The sequence below is a fragment of the Pantoea sp. X-Soil-TKNS-1280 genome, assembly GCF_059730475.1.
The window spans coordinates 469,507-484,581 of sequence record NZ_AP035962.1 but is presented as its reverse complement, the minus strand read 5'-3'; the positions used below and the strand labels follow the sequence as shown (position 1 = coordinate 484,581).

Below are 15,075 nucleotides of genomic sequence, written 5' to 3'. Positions count from 1 at the left end.
TTCTATAGTGGTTAACGGCCTGCCTGGTCGCCTGGTGTGTTACGTATCGATGAAAAACGGAGATGATATGTTCCCCTCAACCTTACCTGTACCCCGTCGTCACCCTGTTAACCAGATTCCCGCATTGCGCTGGGGCATTGTCGGCCCCGGTTGGATTGCTGACCACTTTGCCCATGCGCTGCGTCATCACACGCAACAACAGCTGGTGGCGGTCGCGTCACGCAGCATGGAGAAAGCGCAGGCGTTTGCCAGCAAATGGGATATTCCCCACGCCTGTGCAGGTATCGATGCCTTGCTGAACCGCAACGATATTGATGTGGTGTATATCGCCACGCCGCATAACCACCATTTCCCGGATGGTTTACGCGCGTTGCAGGCTGGCAAGCATGTGTTGATTGAAAAGCCGCTGGCGTTGAATGCGCAGCAGGCGTTGCAGTTACAACAGGAAGCGCAGCAACAGCAGCGCCTGTGTCTTGAAGCCATGTGGTGCGACTACGCGCCAAAATACGATGTGATCCGCCAGCTGCTGGCAGATGGCGCACTCGGTGAGGTTCATACCCTGATTGCCGATCATGGTGAGCATTTCACTCAGGATCACCGCATTTTCAACGCCGATCTGGCAGGGGGGCCGATGCTGGATCTCGGCAGCTACCTGATAAGTTTCAGCGTGCTGGTGGCAGGGGCACCGGACAGCATTATCGCCGTGGGCCAGCCTGCGCCTGGCGGCGTCAACGGCCAGACCTCAATGCTGCTGACCCATCCCGGCGGGATGCAGGCGGTGCTCAACACCACTTTATTCAGTAACACGCCCGGCACGGCGGTGATCGCAGGTCGCGATGCCACCCTGTATCTCGATGGGCAATTTTACACCCCCGGCAACTTCCGTCTGACCTCCAGCGATGGCCGCCACACGCTGCGCTGGGAAGAACCTAATAATCGCTATATCCAGCTTTCTCATGAAATCGAACATACCGCCTGGTGCATCCATCAGGGCCTGATCGACTCACCGGCTCGTCCGCTTGCCACCTCGCTGGCAACGCTTAACGCGATGGATGAAGTGAGACGCCAGATCGGTGTGGTTTTCAATGAAGAGCGAACGGCTTAACGCGCAGGAGAAAACAATGAAAATCGCTTTTGACGTTGATGTCATCCGTGACCTTGGTATCACCCGCATGGTGCATCAGGTGGCGGAATGGGGCTACAAGTACATTGAACAATCGCCGCATCCGCAAATTAACCCATTCTATAAACACCCGAAAGCCAGCCGTGAAATCATGACGGAATACAAGAACGCGCTGCGTTCGACCGGGCTGGAAATCTCCTCGTTTATCGTGGTGTATCGCTGGTCCGGCCCGGATGAATTACGTCGCCAGGCGGCCGTGAAGAACTGGAAACGCATGATCGAGATTGCCGTGGAAATGGGGGTGCCGGTGATCAATACCGAGCTGTCCGGCAACCCGAATGAGCCGGAGATCTGTGAAGAGATGTTCTATCGTTCGATGGAGGAGTTGCTGCCGATTATCGAACGTGAAGGTATCCGCGTGGAAATTCAGGCGCATCCATGGGACTTCTGTGAAGAGAGCAACGAAACGGCAGATATCGTGAAGTCATTCCGCAGCGATCATGTGAAATACATCTACAGCGCGCCGCATACCTTCTTCTATGACAAGGGCAAAGGCGATGTGAAAAGCATGCTGCAATACGCCGGGGATGACCTGTCGCATATGCTGATTGCCGATACCATGAACCACACCAAACATTGCCGCTATATCGTTAACCCGCCGGGCGTGGATGCCACCATCCACCAGCATGTGGGGGTCGGCGAAGGGGAGGTTAATTTTGATGCCTTGTTCGAAGCACTGCGCGAGATGGATTTCGCCAACCGCAGCTTTAAAGTGGGTGGCGAATCAATTATTTCGGCAGCGCTGTTTGGCTATCCCGAGAAAATGAAGTATCAGGCAGTGGAAACCCGCGAACTGATTGAACGCGAGTTGTTGTAAAAGCGCGATAAATCGCGCCGCTACAAATACATGCAGATATCCGTAGCGGCACGATTCATCGTGCAAATGCCCACCTGATGATTGCAGGTAGCTCAGTGGCGGCAACTCAGACGCCCGGCACACCATCTGGATCAGCTACATGCTTTTTACGCAAGAGAACTTTGTATAACCGCACTTTGCATTTCATCGCCAGCGCGGTTAAATCGCCGTTGACTGCGACTGCTACACTCAGTGGCAGCTAAAAACGCAACCACAACAAGGCGAAATCACTATGTCGGAACATCAGTATCAGCCCGCAAAAGTCTGGACCTGGGACCCGGAAGCCAAAGGCAACGGCGCTAAGACCAACCGTCCGACTGCCGGACCCACTCACGAGAAAACGCTGCCGGTCGGCAAACACCCGCTCCAGCTGTACTCGCTGGGCACCCCCAACGGCCAGAAAATTACCATTCTGCTGGAAGAGTTGCTGGCACTCGGCGTCACTGCCGCCGAATACGATGCCTGGCTGATTCGCATCGGTGAGGGCGACCAGTTCTCCAGTGGTTTCGTTGACGTTAACCCGAACTCCAAAATCCCGGCGCTGAGCGACCACTCGGTCAATCCGCCGCTGCGTGTGTTTGAATCCGGCAATATCCTGCTGTATCTGGCGGACAAATTCGGCCACTTCCTGCCAAAAGACATTGCCGGTCGCACCGAAGCGCTCAACTGGTTGTTCTGGTTGCAGGGTTCTGCCCCTTATCTCGGTGGTGGTTTCGGTCATTTCTATCACTACGCGCCGGAAAAAATCGAGTACGCCATCAACCGCTTCACGCTGGAAGCGAAGCGTCAGCTGGATGTGCTGGATCGCCAGCTGGCAAATCACCGCTATCTCGGCGGCGATGAATACAGCATTGCCGATATCGCCACCTGGCCGTGGTATGGCAACCTGGTGCTGAACGATCAATACGGCGGTGCCGAGTTCCTTGATGTGCAGTCGTATAAACATGTGGTGCGCTGGGCGAAAGAGATTGCCCAGCGTCCGGCAGTGATCCGTGGTCGCAAGGTGAACCGTGCCTTCGGTGCCGCGCCGGAAGACCAGTTGCTGGAGCGTCATGATGCATCCGATTTTGAGACCAATACCGAAGACAAGCGCCAGGCGCGAGGAGAAAAATAATGAGCGCATATGTGGTGTTTATCCGCGATGAAACGCTGAACGGCAACGAAATGGCGATCTACGCAGAGAAAGCCGGTGAAGCGCGCGGCGATCATCCGATCACCCCGCTGGCCTTTTACGGCGAGCTGGAAACGCTGGAAGGCCCGGAAGCAGAAGGTGTGGTGGTACTGGAGTTCCCGGATATCGATGCCGCGAAAGGCTGGTATTACAGCCCGGCCTATCAGGAAGCCAAAACGCATCGCCTGAAGGGCGCAAAATATCGCGTGCTGCTGGTGCAGGGCGTGGCCTAAAATTAAGGGCGGTGCAACCGCCCTTTTCACCTCATCAATTCAATTTAATCCGCACCACGCTATCCGGCCCTTTCGTCGAATGATCCTTGTTAAAGCCCTGCTTCACCGTCACATACAGCGTCTGACCATCAGGCGAAACCAGCAGGCTGTTCGGATGGGTTGGCAGCGTCCAGCTGTTTTTCACCGCGTAAGTAGTGGCATCCAGTTGCAGCACCTTGCCGGATTCACGCTGGCTGATATAGATCTCATTGCGTTTGGCGTTGAACTTGATACCCAGCGCATCGCCATCGATCCGCTTGATCACCTTGCCGGTGTGCTCATCAAATACCAGCGTGGTTTTCGCTTTGGAATTGTCGGTAACAAACAGGCGACCGGTGGCCGGATCTTCCGCCAGATTCAGCAACAGATACGTTTTGCCATCACCTGGTGTCCAGCGTTGTTCGATCTTATGGCTGCGCGGGTTGATCACCAGGATCTCGCCACTGCCGTTGGCCGCATAGATACGATCGGTGACCGGTGAATACAGCAGGCCAGTTACCCACTTACCGGCATTTTTGATGGTGGTTTTCAGCTTAAAGGTTTTAGCATCCACTACCCAGATCACGCCCGGATCCGCCACGCCGCCGATATACAGCAGGCCGTCGTGCAGCATGATTTCACGCGCACCAGACGGGAAGCCTTTGTCGTTGATCAGGCCGAACATCAGACGCTGCAACACTTTGCCGCTCTGCGCATCGACTTTTGAAATCCCGCCATCCAGCGTATTGGTGACGTACAGCAGGCTACCGTCCGGCTCCATCGTCATCGCAAAGTTTTTCAGGTCGGTATGGGTTTCGCCTTTGGTTGCCAGCGTGGCCGGATCGAGGCGGTAGATCACGCCACCGTTAACCCCTTTGAAACTCTGCGCACTGGCGACAAACAGCGATGCGGTGCTGCCGGGGACATAGGCCATTTCATACAGACCCTCCGCCAGCACCCGCTGCTGCACATTGCTGGCAACCGGCTGAGGGGCAACAACAGGCGCTGCGGCTTTTTTCGCCGGTGCCTGACAAGCCGTCAGACTCAGCGCCGTGACCACAGCCAGCGCTACACCCGCAATACGTGGGTTGAACAAGGATTTCATTCTTCGCTCCATCAGGGAGTTGTAAAAAGAATGAGAATCATACGTATTAACGATTGCGTAGTAAACGTAACGCGCGATATTCGCGCAACCTTAATTCGCTGCGACAAACTGGGTGTAATTCTCCGGCGTAATGGTTTTATACGGCACCCAGTTATAAACCTGAACCTGCTGTTTATTCAGCAGTTCTTTGGTCACCTGCACCGCCCCGGTCGCCTGGCCTTTGGCATCCTGGAAAATCGTCAGCACCATTTTGCCACTCTTCACAAACTGCTGGCCGTCCGGCGTACCATCAATGCCCGCCACCAGGATCTTTTCATTCTTCGCCTGGTTCAGCGCCATAATCGCGCCAATCGCCATCTCATCGTTATTGGCGGCAATGGCATCAATCGGACGCTGATTCAACAGCCAGCCCGATACCACATCCACCGCTTCGTTGCGCTGCCACTTCGCGCTTTGCTTCTCCACCACCTTCATATCTTTATATTTGGCGATCACCGCCTCTACCGCACGGGTACGCTCACGGGCTTCTTCGTTGGACAAAGCCCCCATCAGGATGGCGACGTTGCCTTTGTAATTCATCTTTTTCGCCAGCGCTTCCATCTGCATTTCGCCGCCCAGTGCCGAATCCGAGCCAACATAGGCCATATCCGCAGGCAGCTTCACCTCTGGCTTACGGTTGACGAAAATCAGCGGAATCCCGGCATTCTTCGCTGCGGTGATCATCGGCAGTACGCCCTGGGTATCCACCGGGTTGAGGATAATGGCATCAACGCCCTGGTTGATAAAATCGTCCACTTGTTGCACCTGGAGGGCGACATCGCCTTTGGCATCAACAAACTGTCCTTTGAGCTGATTGGCCTTCAGCTCGGCTTCCATCTGGGTACGCAAAATCGACACAAAGTTGAGGTCAAAATTCGCCAGCGCCACGCCAACGGTGAAGGTTTTGGCGCTGACGCTCAGGCTGAACAACAACGAACAGAGCAGGAGAAATAAGGTTCTGATTTTCATGATATGTTTCCTGTAGGGTTGCGATTTTATTGTTGTGTTTTAACGCCGGGCAACAGGCAAATACCCGGCGGGATAACGCTTATAAACTGAAGTGATCGCGGAACTGCTGTAGCGCAGCCGTGCTGTCGCCGCTGGCCCAGCCCTCCATCGCCACCGTGCCCTGATAACCAATGTCATGCAGCGCACGGGCGATGGCGCGATAGTTGATTTCACCGGTGCCAGGCTGCTGACGTCCGGGCACATCCGCTACCTGGATCTCACCAATCGCCGGACCGGCACGACGGATCAGTTCGATCAAATTGCCTTCCCCGATCTGCGCGTGATACAGGTCGAGATTCATCTTCAGCGCCGGACTGTTGACCGCCTCCACCAGCGCCAGCGTATCGGCGGCCAGCGCAAAAGGCGTACCCGGATGGTCAACCGGCAGATTGAGGTTTTCCAGCGTGAATACCCGCCCGGCGCGCTCACCGAGTTGTGCTACTTTGCGTAGCGTATCGGCGGCCTTCAGCCACATGGCACCGGTCACCACCGCCACCGGTTTCACCGGCAGACCTTTGTCATCCAGCCCGGTGCCGTGCAAATTGAGGACCGGACAATTCAGTTGTGCCGCCACCGCCAGCGAGGTTTCCGCACTCTGGAGCAATTGGGCTATCTGGTCATCATCGGTCAGGTTGCCGCTCAGATAGCCGGTCATGGAGGTGAAGCGCGCGCCCGTCGCCGCCAGCGCCGCAATATCCTTATTGGCCCAGCCCCAGATTTCGACGCCGAAGCCCAGCTGATGAATTCGTCTGACGCGATCGATAAATGGCAGATCGAGAAACACCATTTCGGCACAGACGGAAAGTTGATACCCAGTCATTAGCGGCCTCCCAGCGTGATCGGTTGGTGTTGTTTGACGGATTCAATACAGGCCAGCGCAATTTCCAGCGCATTACGGGCATCTTCGCCGCTGGCGCGTGGTGTCTCGCCGGTACGGATGCAGCGGGCAAACTCGGTCATCTCCGCCACATAGGCGTCGCGCAGCAGATCCGAATCGAGGCGCGAGGTATCCATCGCGATGCCGCCCGCGTGGTAACGCACGCAGTGGTTGGCGTTAATATGCCCGGCCTGCAACATGCCTTTGCTGCCAAACACTTCGCCGCGTACGTCATAACCATAGACAGCCTGGAAATTAGCTTCGGCAGTGGCAATCGCGCCATTGTCGAAACGAATGGTCACTACCGAGGTATCCAGCAGGCCTTTGTCTTTAAAATCCGGACGTACCAGCGCATCAGCCAGCGCGTACACTTCTACCGGCCTGGCACCAGGATTGAAGTGCAGCAGGGTATCGAAGTCGTGGATCAGGGTTTCGAGGAAGATGGTCCACGGCGGGATCGGTGCCGGATCGCGCAGCGCCGGGTCACGGGTGACGGAACGGCTTAACTGCGTGGTGCCATTCTCCCCGGCTTCCACAGCGGCAATCGCAGCGGCAAAACCGCTGTCAAAGCGCCGGTTGAACCCCACCTGCAACACCACACCGGCGGTTTTCGCCGCCTGAATGGCGCGACAGGCTTCGTCCAGCGTTACCGCCATCGGTTTTTCACAGAACACATGTTTTCCGGCCTGCGCAGCAGCGATCACCCATTCCGCATGGGTGCGTGCCGGGGCGGCAATGACGACAGCATCGATTTCCGCGTCCTGCAACAGCGCGTGCAAATCGTTATAGGCTTTCGCTACCCCGAGCTGCTGTGCCAGTTTTTCTGCGGCACCCGGCAGCGGATCGGCCACGGCGGCCAGCGTTGCGCCCGGCACCCGCCAGGCGAGATTTTCCGCATGGAAGCTGCCCATGCGACCGGCCCCAATCAGGCCAACGCGTACAGGTTGAATCATTGCTAACTCCTTGTTATTGACGAAGCATCACATGGGATGCGGCAGATAACGGGGTTATTGCAAAGCCGATGCCAGGTAAAAATCGCCGGAATTTGTGAGACGCCACACAGATATAGTTCACAAACTGACCACAAAATTTACATGTCAACTTCACATGTAAATAAAATGGACATTCCATACATCGCCGGAGTGCGTTATGCGATCTCTCAGTGAGCGGTTGCCGTTTAAAGATGAAAGCGATCCGATCTTCAGCCTGCCGGGCGGCGCGGAGGTTGCCGAGTGGGATAATTTGCTGTGGCAGGGCTGGCATAGTTTTCAACGCGGTGAACAGCCGGGCTGGATGCGGCGTAGCATTTTGCAGTCGTGGCAACGATCGCAGCAGCGGGGTACCGATCCCAGCGATTTTACCTATATCTCCCCGCCAGCCGATGAACTGGCTGCGATCCTTGAACACAACGCCGGGTTGATCCTGGTGGCGCGCAGCATTATGGAGAACCTGCTCGCCTACAACCCGGATGGGCATATCAACCTGACTGATGCCCAGGGGGTGACGCTACATTACTGTGGCGCGGATATGACGCCAGTCGGCAGTATCCTGCGCGAAGAAGTGCTTGGCACCAACTGCACCGCACGCTGCCTGATTGAGCAGCGGCTGGTGTATGTGCTGAGCGGTGAGAACTGGAAATTCGATCTGCGCAAACGTCATCGCCAGTGCGCTGCCGCGCCGGTACGCGATGCCAGCGGCCAGCTGATTGGCGTACTGACCCTCACCGCCACCCCCGATAACTTCAATGCGCACACGCTGGGCACCGTTCAGGCGGCGGCTGAAGCGGTAGGCCAGCAACTGATGCTGCGTCGTCTGCTGGCGGAGCAGCAGTCGATCCTTGAGACCCTCAATGAAGGGGTGATCGTCTGTGATCGCCACGGCCGGATCAAAACCCTGAATCGTTATGCGCGTCAGATCTTCAGCGGGCTGGATCCCGATGCCGGACCGATCGATGTGTTGTTGCAGCCACAGGGGGGATCGCTACTGACCATGCCGTTCTGCAACGACCGCGAGCTGCAATTTATGCCGGACGGCGTGCAACCAATCCCCTGCCTGATTTCACTAATGCCCGCCCCCGACGGCGGACGTGTCTTGTCGTTGCGGGAAAACCAGCGTATCCGTGCCATTACCCGTCGGGTGATGGGCGTCAGCGCCAGCTACACCTTTGAGATGATTCGCGGCCATGCGCCACGAGTACAGCAGGCGATTCAGAAAGCGCGTGCCAGCAGCCGCACCGATAGCACCGTGCTGCTGACCGGCGAAAGTGGCACCGGTAAGGAGTTGTTTGCCCAGGCGATCCATAACGCCAGCCCGCGTCAGCAGGAAGCCTTTATCGCGCTGAACTGCGGCGCACTGCCGCGCGATTTGGTGCAGAGCGAGCTATTTGGTTATGTCGATGGCGCGTTCACTGGCTCACGTCGCGGAGGATCGCCAGGCAAATTCGAGCTGGCCGATGGCGGTACGTTGTTTCTTGATGAGATTGGTGAAATGCCGCTGGAAGCACAAACCAGTCTGCTGCGCGTGTTGCAGGAGAGCGAGGTGGTGCGTATCGGCGCGGCTAATCCGCTGAAGGTCAATGTACGCATCATCGCCGCCACCCATTGCAACCTGCTGGACGCCGTGGAGAAAGGGGCGTTCAGACGCGATCTTTACTATCGGCTGAATGTGGTGTCACTGGCGATCCCGCCACTGCGCGAACGCCAGGAAGATATCCCCGGCCTGGTGAATACTTTTATTCTGGCGCTCTGTGCCCGGCTAAAACGTATTGCGCCGCAGGTCTCACCGGAGGCGATGCGTTGCTTACAGGCGTGGCACTGGCCGGGCAACGTACGCGAACTGGAGAATCTGGTCGAGCGCATAGTGAACCTGTGCGAAGGGCTGGAGATTGGCAGGCAGGATCTGCCGGATGAGATGGTGCACAGCCATCAACCACCGATCGCGTTGCCCTCATTGCAGGAAAATGAACGTCAGCATGTGTTGCAGGTGGTGGCGGAGCAGAAAGGCAATCTGCGCCAGTCGGCACAGCTGCTGGGGATTTCGCGTACCGCGTTATATAACAAGCTTAATCAGTGGCAGGTGGATGTGGCGGCAATACGGCGGGGCTGAAACCCCGCGCAATAAATTGCGCCGCTACGCCAACGATGCCCCACCGCATATCACCAGCTCCTGCCCGGTGATGGCATCTGCGACGGGAGACAGCACAAACGCTGCCAGCGCCGCCACCTCCTCCGGTTTGATATAACGCCCAATCGGCGGCAGTTTTGGTGGCGAGCTGGCACGCCCTGGTTGCAGCAGCATCGGCGTTTCCGTGGCTCCTGGCGCGATCACATTCACCGTGATCCCTTTCGGTGCCAGCTCGGCAGCCCAGCTACGCGCCATCCCCACCATCGCCGCTTTGGTGCTGACATACTGGCTGCGACCCGCCGCCCCACGCGAGGTGCGGCTGCCAATCAGCAAAATACGGTCGCCCTGCTGCATCTGCGGTTGCAGCGCATTAGCCATGATTTGCGCCGCCTGCACATGCAGATACCACAAGCGGTGGCTGGCCTCCTCATCCAAATCGCCGAGCGGCGCGGCCGCCATCATCCCGGCAGCATGCACCAGCGCATCCACTTTTGGCAGCACGGCCAGCGCCTGTTTCAGTAACGCGGCATCAAACAGATCCACGCTGACCGAGGTAAAACGCGGATAATCTTTTTTCACCCGCGTGCGGCTGAAGCCCGTCACCTGCCAGCCCTGCTGCAACAGCTCATCGGCAATCGCCGCACCGATACCGGAACTGACACCTGTCACCAGCGCATGCCTGCTCATGAGATCACCCAGGATTCATCAACGCGCACATACTTTACCGCCTGACGGAAATACGTATAGGCAATGTGCAGCGCGCCATCCTCCCCCTGTTTGATGCTGGGATAGGAGAATTCACGATTCAGCTTCTGCTGCGAATTGTTGGTCATGCAGTAACCGTCACCTTCGTCGAGATTACGTTGCCAGGGCCAGCTGTGGCCGCCATCGGCAGAGATCGCCAGCGTCATCGGCGCGCGTGGTGCCCCCCAGAACGCGGTACGACCACTGTGCACCACCGGCTCCGTCGCTACCGCAATTTCGCCCTCGTCTTCATCTTCGATTTCGTCATACAGCGACAAACGACGCTCGCTGGCATCGCGGGCACTCATGGCGTTAAACACCAGCGCCAGATGACCGTTTTGCAACGTCGTCACCTGAATCGATGAGTTGTTGTTGGGCAAGGTGGTCGCCTGTGGTGCGCTCCAGCTTTCACCACCGTCATGGGAACGGCTTTGGTAGATAAAATCTGCCCAACGGCTGCGATACAGCGCCAGCAGGCTGCCATCGTGCAACAACGTGATATTCATATGCACGCAGCCGAGGCTGTCTGGTACCGCCACGTCACGCCAGCTTTTGCCTTTATCGCTGGAGATTTTCACCGCACTGACATCGTCATTACCCACCCATTTCACCCCCGGTTGGGTGCGGCAATAAAACACCGGCAACAGCCAGTTACCATTCGGCAACACCACCAGCGGCTGGCGGATAAAGGTACCGGGCTGATCGAGCAGCGTGTCGATGGCGCTCCAGCTGCGGCCAAAATCATGCGACTGGCGATAACGCACAATCGCGGTGTCCTGGTTACCGGACTTCTGCGCGGTCCACAGCAGCCACAGCACCTGATCCGGATCGAGAAACAGCACCGGATTTTGCTCCGATCGCGTCAGATCGTCCGATAACTTTTGCGCATCACCCCATTGATCGCGGCCTTTTTCCAGCCGCGAGCACCAGATCGAGATATCGGCGATCCCTTCCTGGGTGCCACCAAACCAGACACACAGCAGGTCACCATTCGGCAAAGGCAGCAAATTGGCGGCATGGTTTTGCGGACAGACCGAAGGCAGCATCGCGGTGAGCTGCTGCGCGTCCTGCGCGTGAGAATGAAGGTTACCGTTGCGCTCAACGGTCACGGTTAAATCGGTCATATCAGGCTCCACTGTTTTGCATGGTTTGTTTCGGGGCTTTTTTATCCTGCGCCTGGCGCGACGGAATCAGTCGGTCAATCACCATCACAATCGCTGGCGTCACCAGTGCGACATACATGTTGTTGATACCAAAAGGATCACCCAGCAAATACCACACCGACGTTACCACACAAGCGGCGATCAGCCCGGCATTGGCACCGCGGGTACTTTTAAAGAACGGCAGGTAGAAGGCGATGATCGCCACCACCGAAATCGACAGACGGATGGCGCGGGTAAAGAACGACAACTTCAGCACTTCAGGCACGAACAGCACGAAAATCAACGGCAGGAAGCCAATCACCAGCGACAGCCAGCGCGTCATGCGGAATTCCCGCTCCGGCGTGGGATTACGGTACGGCACATAAAAATCCTTCACCACCAGCGAGGCAATGGCGAGCGCCACGGTGCTGACGCTGACAAAAATCGATGCTACCAGCGAGGTCGTCACAATCCCCGCCAGCCACGGGCTCATATCCTGTAAAAACACCGGCAGTGCATACAGGCTTTTGATATCAGGATGGAGGAATTTCGCCGCCACGCCAATCAGCGCGATGGCGATCGCAATCGGCATACAGAAGAAGAAGGCGACCCAGGTGGCGCGTTTTGCCGAAGCGGCGCTTTTGGTTGAAGCAATCGCCTGAATCACGAACTGAGTACAGAAGATCGAACCGATGGTGCCAATCAGCCAGGCAAAAATGGTGCTGCCGCCGACATTGCCATCCCAGGTCCAGTAGAAATGCGGCATCTGCCTGATCATCGGACTCACGCCACCGGTCATATGCAGCGCCACACCGAGAATAATCATAATCCCGATATATTTCAGTCCGCTATGCAGCAGCGTCACCCAGGCGATCCCTTTCATTCCGCCGAACATAAAATAGAAGGTACTGACGATGGCGGTGATAAAGGCTGCCGTGGTGAGGTTGAGGTTCAGCACCGTGGAGATGGCCGCTGCGCCGCTGACATAGTTACCGACGTTCACCAGCAACAGCGCATAGATCATAATCAGCGAAATGATGTTTTTGGTTGAGTTACCGTAACGCTCGGCAATCGCGCCAGAAATGGTGATTTTCCCGGTGTTATAGATACGTTTGACCAGCAAAATACCAAATAACGGAAAACCAATTGCCGCACCAATCACAGACCAGGACGCCGCAAAACCATCTTCAAATGCCGCCTGCGCAGTGCCAATGGTGGATTTGGCCCCGATATATTCTGACATCAGCATCACCCCAACAATAAACGCCGGCATGACGCGCGATCCCGCCATAAAGTCGCCGGTATTTTTACTGCGCAAACGCCAGGTCAGCCAGGTGGTAAACAGGATATAAGCAATCACTATCCCGACAATAATCATCATCCCTTCTGTAGAGAATTGTTTCATTTCAGCCTCATCGATAACGTAGGGTCGTGGCACGCGCTGGGCTTCACGCGCGCCGTTATTAAGGGTGGCGTCTGTTATTTTGACGGGTGTCTGGGCACCGGGTATCGCCACCAGGGTAAGAATGATTTAAATCGCTCAATCAGGAGCAAAATCACGCACTGACAGGGCTACTTTATAGGTGATGGTCGGATAAATTTGTTTGATCATGCTCAAAAACACTCAATGTTGATTACAAATAATCAAAACATCATTTCATAGCATGACCACCGCACCTGCACGGAAAAAGAGGATGTTGTAATATCTGTGCTCAGCGCAGCTGCGTAAACAGTGATATTTTCTGGTGAGCGCATGGATAGTAAAACATTATTTTGTCCGAATCTGACTGATGAAATTTTATTTAATTCAATATTTCATAGTTGAGAAGGGAAATTCAGAACATAATAAATTTTATAAAATAAAAGTCATTTACATCAATTAATTATGACACTTTATTTTTATAGAATTCGTAGAACAACAGCTATAATTCGCCATCCATCCACAGCAAAATGTGACACAAATCACAAACAATGCTATATCTTTATCTCATCAGAATAATATCAAGGAGCGAACGCCGATTATTTCGGTCGCACTGTACCCCTGCATAAAAATAAACTCACCTGCAAGGAATACTATGCCTTCATCAGAAAATAAAACCTGGCGATATTCGCCGGAAACCCCGTCTGCTCAGGCTGACAATGAAAAGTTATCCGCAAGCGCAACCGAAGAAAACAGCCGCTTTCTCAGCGCAGATGCCTTTTTATTGACAGCGACCGCCATCGCCGCCATTGCTGGCTTTCTCTATGGCTACGACACCGGCATTATCTCTGGCGCGCTGTTGCAGATTACCCATGATTTCCACCTTTCCTCGCATGCGCAGGAGCTGGTGACCAGCGCGATCCTCGTCGGCGCGGTGGTGGGTGCCCTCAGCTGTGGACGTCTCTCCAGCCAGCTGGGCCGTCGCTACACGGTGATGATTGTGGCAGCGATTTTTGCTGTCGGCGTAATCGGTTCAGGCCTGTCTCCCAATGCCGTCTGGCTGGGCGTCGCACGCCTGGTACTGGGCTTTGCCGTGGGTGGAGCCTCGCAAATCGTCCCGGTGTATATCGCTGAGCTGGCTCCACCGGATCGCCGTGGCCGCCTGGTGACATTCTTTAATATCTCGATTGGCGTCGGCATTGTTACCGCCGCGCTGGTCGGCACCTTTATGCAGGATATCTGGAGCTGGCGTACCATGTTCGCCGTCGCCGCCATTCCTGCGGTGATCCTGCTGCTGGGGATGCTGCCACTGCCGGAAAGTCCGCGCTGGCTGGTCGGTCAGAAACGGCTGAAAGAGGCCCATCTGGCGCTGGATGCCGTGCGCGACACGGAAAAACAGGTACGTCAGGAGATTCGCGATATCCAGCGTGTGCACGCCAAAGTAGAACGCAAGGCGGTTGCAAGCTGGGGCGATCTGAAACAAGCCTGGCTGCGCCCGGCGCTGCTGGTCGGGCTGGGGATCGCCGCCTTTACTCAGCTTTCCGGCATTGAAATGATGATTTACTACACGCCAACCTTTCTCACCAACGCCGGATTCAGCCGTGATGCGGCACTCTACTCGGCGCTGGGCGTGGCGGTGATTTATCTGACGCTGACCATCATCGGCAAGCTGCTGGTCGATCATGTTGGACGCCGTGCCTTAACCCTGTGGATGATGCCAGGTGCGATCGTCAGCCTGCTGCTGTTGGGCACGGTATTCCGTCTCGATGCACAGGGCGGTGGGCACAGTTTGTTGATCGTGCTCTGCCTGTTTGGTTTTATGGTGTTTAATTCCGGCGGTATCCAGGTGATTGGCTGGCTGATGGGGTCGGAGCTATACCCGCTGGGTATCCGTGAGAAAGCCACCAGTCTGCACGCCGGGATGCTGTGGGGTTCCAACCTGCTGCTGACTGCCACGGCTTTATCGATGGTCAACCTTCTCGGCATTGGCGGTGCCATGTGGTTCTACGCGCTGCTGAATCTGCTCGGCTTTGTGTTTGTCTATTTCCTGATGCCAGAAACCAAAGGCCGCTCGCTGGAGGAAATTGAAACCTCGCTCAAATCCGGAGAGTTTTACCCACTCCAGCAGCGCCGCCAGCAGACGGCGGAGGAGTAAA

General features: G+C 56.0%; 13 protein-coding genes. 6 read left to right on the top strand and 7 right to left on the bottom strand.

What is annotated here, in order from left to right; all coding sequences use genetic code 11:
* The first annotated feature begins 67 nt into the window (after window positions 1-67).
* The 4 genes from AC6I8X_RS02175 (at window position 68) to AC6I8X_RS02160 (ending at window position 3,443) form a co-directional block, all read left to right on the top strand.
* On the top strand, window positions 68-1,105 hold the full coding sequence (locus tag AC6I8X_RS02175) for a Gfo/Idh/MocA family protein (protein WP_313683088.1): 1,038 nt from the start codon (window positions 68-70) through the stop codon (window positions 1,103-1,105).
* Window positions 1,106-1,121: 16 nt separating this feature from the next.
* Window positions 1,122-2,000: a sugar phosphate isomerase/epimerase family protein gene (locus AC6I8X_RS02170; RefSeq protein WP_084871921.1), complete on the top strand. Its 879-nt coding sequence runs from the start codon at window positions 1,122-1,124 to the stop codon at window positions 1,998-2,000.
* Between the two features lie 271 nt (window positions 2,001-2,271).
* Window positions 2,272-3,153 carry a glutathione-dependent disulfide-bond oxidoreductase gene (gene yghU / locus AC6I8X_RS02165; protein WP_313683039.1) on the top strand — a complete coding sequence of 294 codons (882 nt, stop codon included), beginning with the start codon at window positions 2,272-2,274 and terminating at the stop codon, window positions 3,151-3,153.
* The gene (locus AC6I8X_RS02160; RefSeq protein ID WP_299458077.1) at window positions 3,153-3,443 is read left to right on the top strand and encodes a DUF1330 domain-containing protein; all 291 of its coding nucleotides are present in this window, start codon (window positions 3,153-3,155) and stop codon (window positions 3,441-3,443) included. The genes yghU and AC6I8X_RS02160 overlap by 1 nt, the downstream gene beginning before the upstream one ends.
* A gap of 34 nt (window positions 3,444-3,477) precedes the next feature.
* Here the strand turns inward: AC6I8X_RS02160 and AC6I8X_RS02155 are convergent, their stop codons facing one another.
* The 4 genes from AC6I8X_RS02155 to AC6I8X_RS02140 form a co-directional block, all read right to left on the bottom strand.
* Complete coding sequence (locus AC6I8X_RS02155; protein ID WP_299458080.1) at window positions 3,478-4,566, bottom strand: YncE family protein; 1,089 nt, start codon at window positions 4,564-4,566, stop codon at window positions 3,478-3,480.
* Between the two features lie 90 nt (window positions 4,567-4,656).
* Window positions 4,657-5,574 carry a substrate-binding domain-containing protein gene (locus tag AC6I8X_RS02150; RefSeq protein WP_084871915.1) on the bottom strand — a complete coding sequence of 306 codons (918 nt, stop codon included), beginning with the start codon at window positions 5,572-5,574 and terminating at the stop codon, window positions 4,657-4,659.
* Window positions 5,575-5,653: 79 nt separating this feature from the next.
* Complete coding sequence (locus tag AC6I8X_RS02145; protein WP_497840480.1) at window positions 5,654-6,433, bottom strand: TIM barrel protein; 780 nt, start codon at window positions 6,431-6,433, stop codon at window positions 5,654-5,656.
* Window positions 6,433-7,443, bottom strand: coding sequence for a Gfo/Idh/MocA family oxidoreductase (locus AC6I8X_RS02140; RefSeq protein ID WP_497840479.1), 1,011 nt, complete (start codon window positions 7,441-7,443; stop codon window positions 6,433-6,435). The genes AC6I8X_RS02145 and AC6I8X_RS02140 overlap by 1 nt, the downstream gene beginning before the upstream one ends.
* A gap of 196 nt (window positions 7,444-7,639) precedes the next feature.
* On the opposite strand from AC6I8X_RS02140, the gene AC6I8X_RS02135 reads away from it, so the two are divergent.
* Window positions 7,640-9,595 carry a sigma-54-dependent Fis family transcriptional regulator gene (locus tag AC6I8X_RS02135; protein WP_497840478.1) on the top strand — a complete coding sequence of 652 codons (1,956 nt, stop codon included), beginning with the start codon at window positions 7,640-7,642 and terminating at the stop codon, window positions 9,593-9,595.
* Between the two features lie 24 nt (window positions 9,596-9,619).
* Here AC6I8X_RS02135 and AC6I8X_RS02130 read toward each other — a convergent pair whose 3' ends face one another.
* The 3 genes from AC6I8X_RS02130 to AC6I8X_RS02120 are packed head-to-tail and all read right to left on the bottom strand — an operon-like array spanning window position 9,620 to window position 12,904.
* The gene (locus AC6I8X_RS02130; protein WP_497840477.1) at window positions 9,620-10,300 is read right to left on the bottom strand and encodes an SDR family NAD(P)-dependent oxidoreductase; all 681 of its coding nucleotides are present in this window, start codon (window positions 10,298-10,300) and stop codon (window positions 9,620-9,622) included.
* Entirely contained in the window at window positions 10,297-11,481 is a 1,185-nt protein-coding gene (locus AC6I8X_RS02125) for a sialidase family protein (RefSeq protein WP_497840476.1), read from the bottom strand. The genes AC6I8X_RS02130 and AC6I8X_RS02125 overlap by 4 nt, the downstream gene beginning before the upstream one ends.
* A 1-nt stretch (window position 11,482) precedes the next feature.
* Window positions 11,483-12,904: a sodium:solute symporter family protein gene (locus AC6I8X_RS02120; protein WP_313683020.1), complete on the bottom strand. Its 1,422-nt coding sequence runs from the start codon at window positions 12,902-12,904 to the stop codon at window positions 11,483-11,485.
* Window positions 12,905-13,574: 670 nt separating this feature from the next.
* On the opposite strand from AC6I8X_RS02120, the gene AC6I8X_RS02115 reads away from it, so the two are divergent.
* Window positions 13,575-15,074: a sugar porter family MFS transporter gene (locus AC6I8X_RS02115; protein WP_497840475.1), complete on the top strand. Its 1,500-nt coding sequence runs from the start codon at window positions 13,575-13,577 to the stop codon at window positions 15,072-15,074.
* Window position 15,075 lies beyond the last annotated feature (1 nt).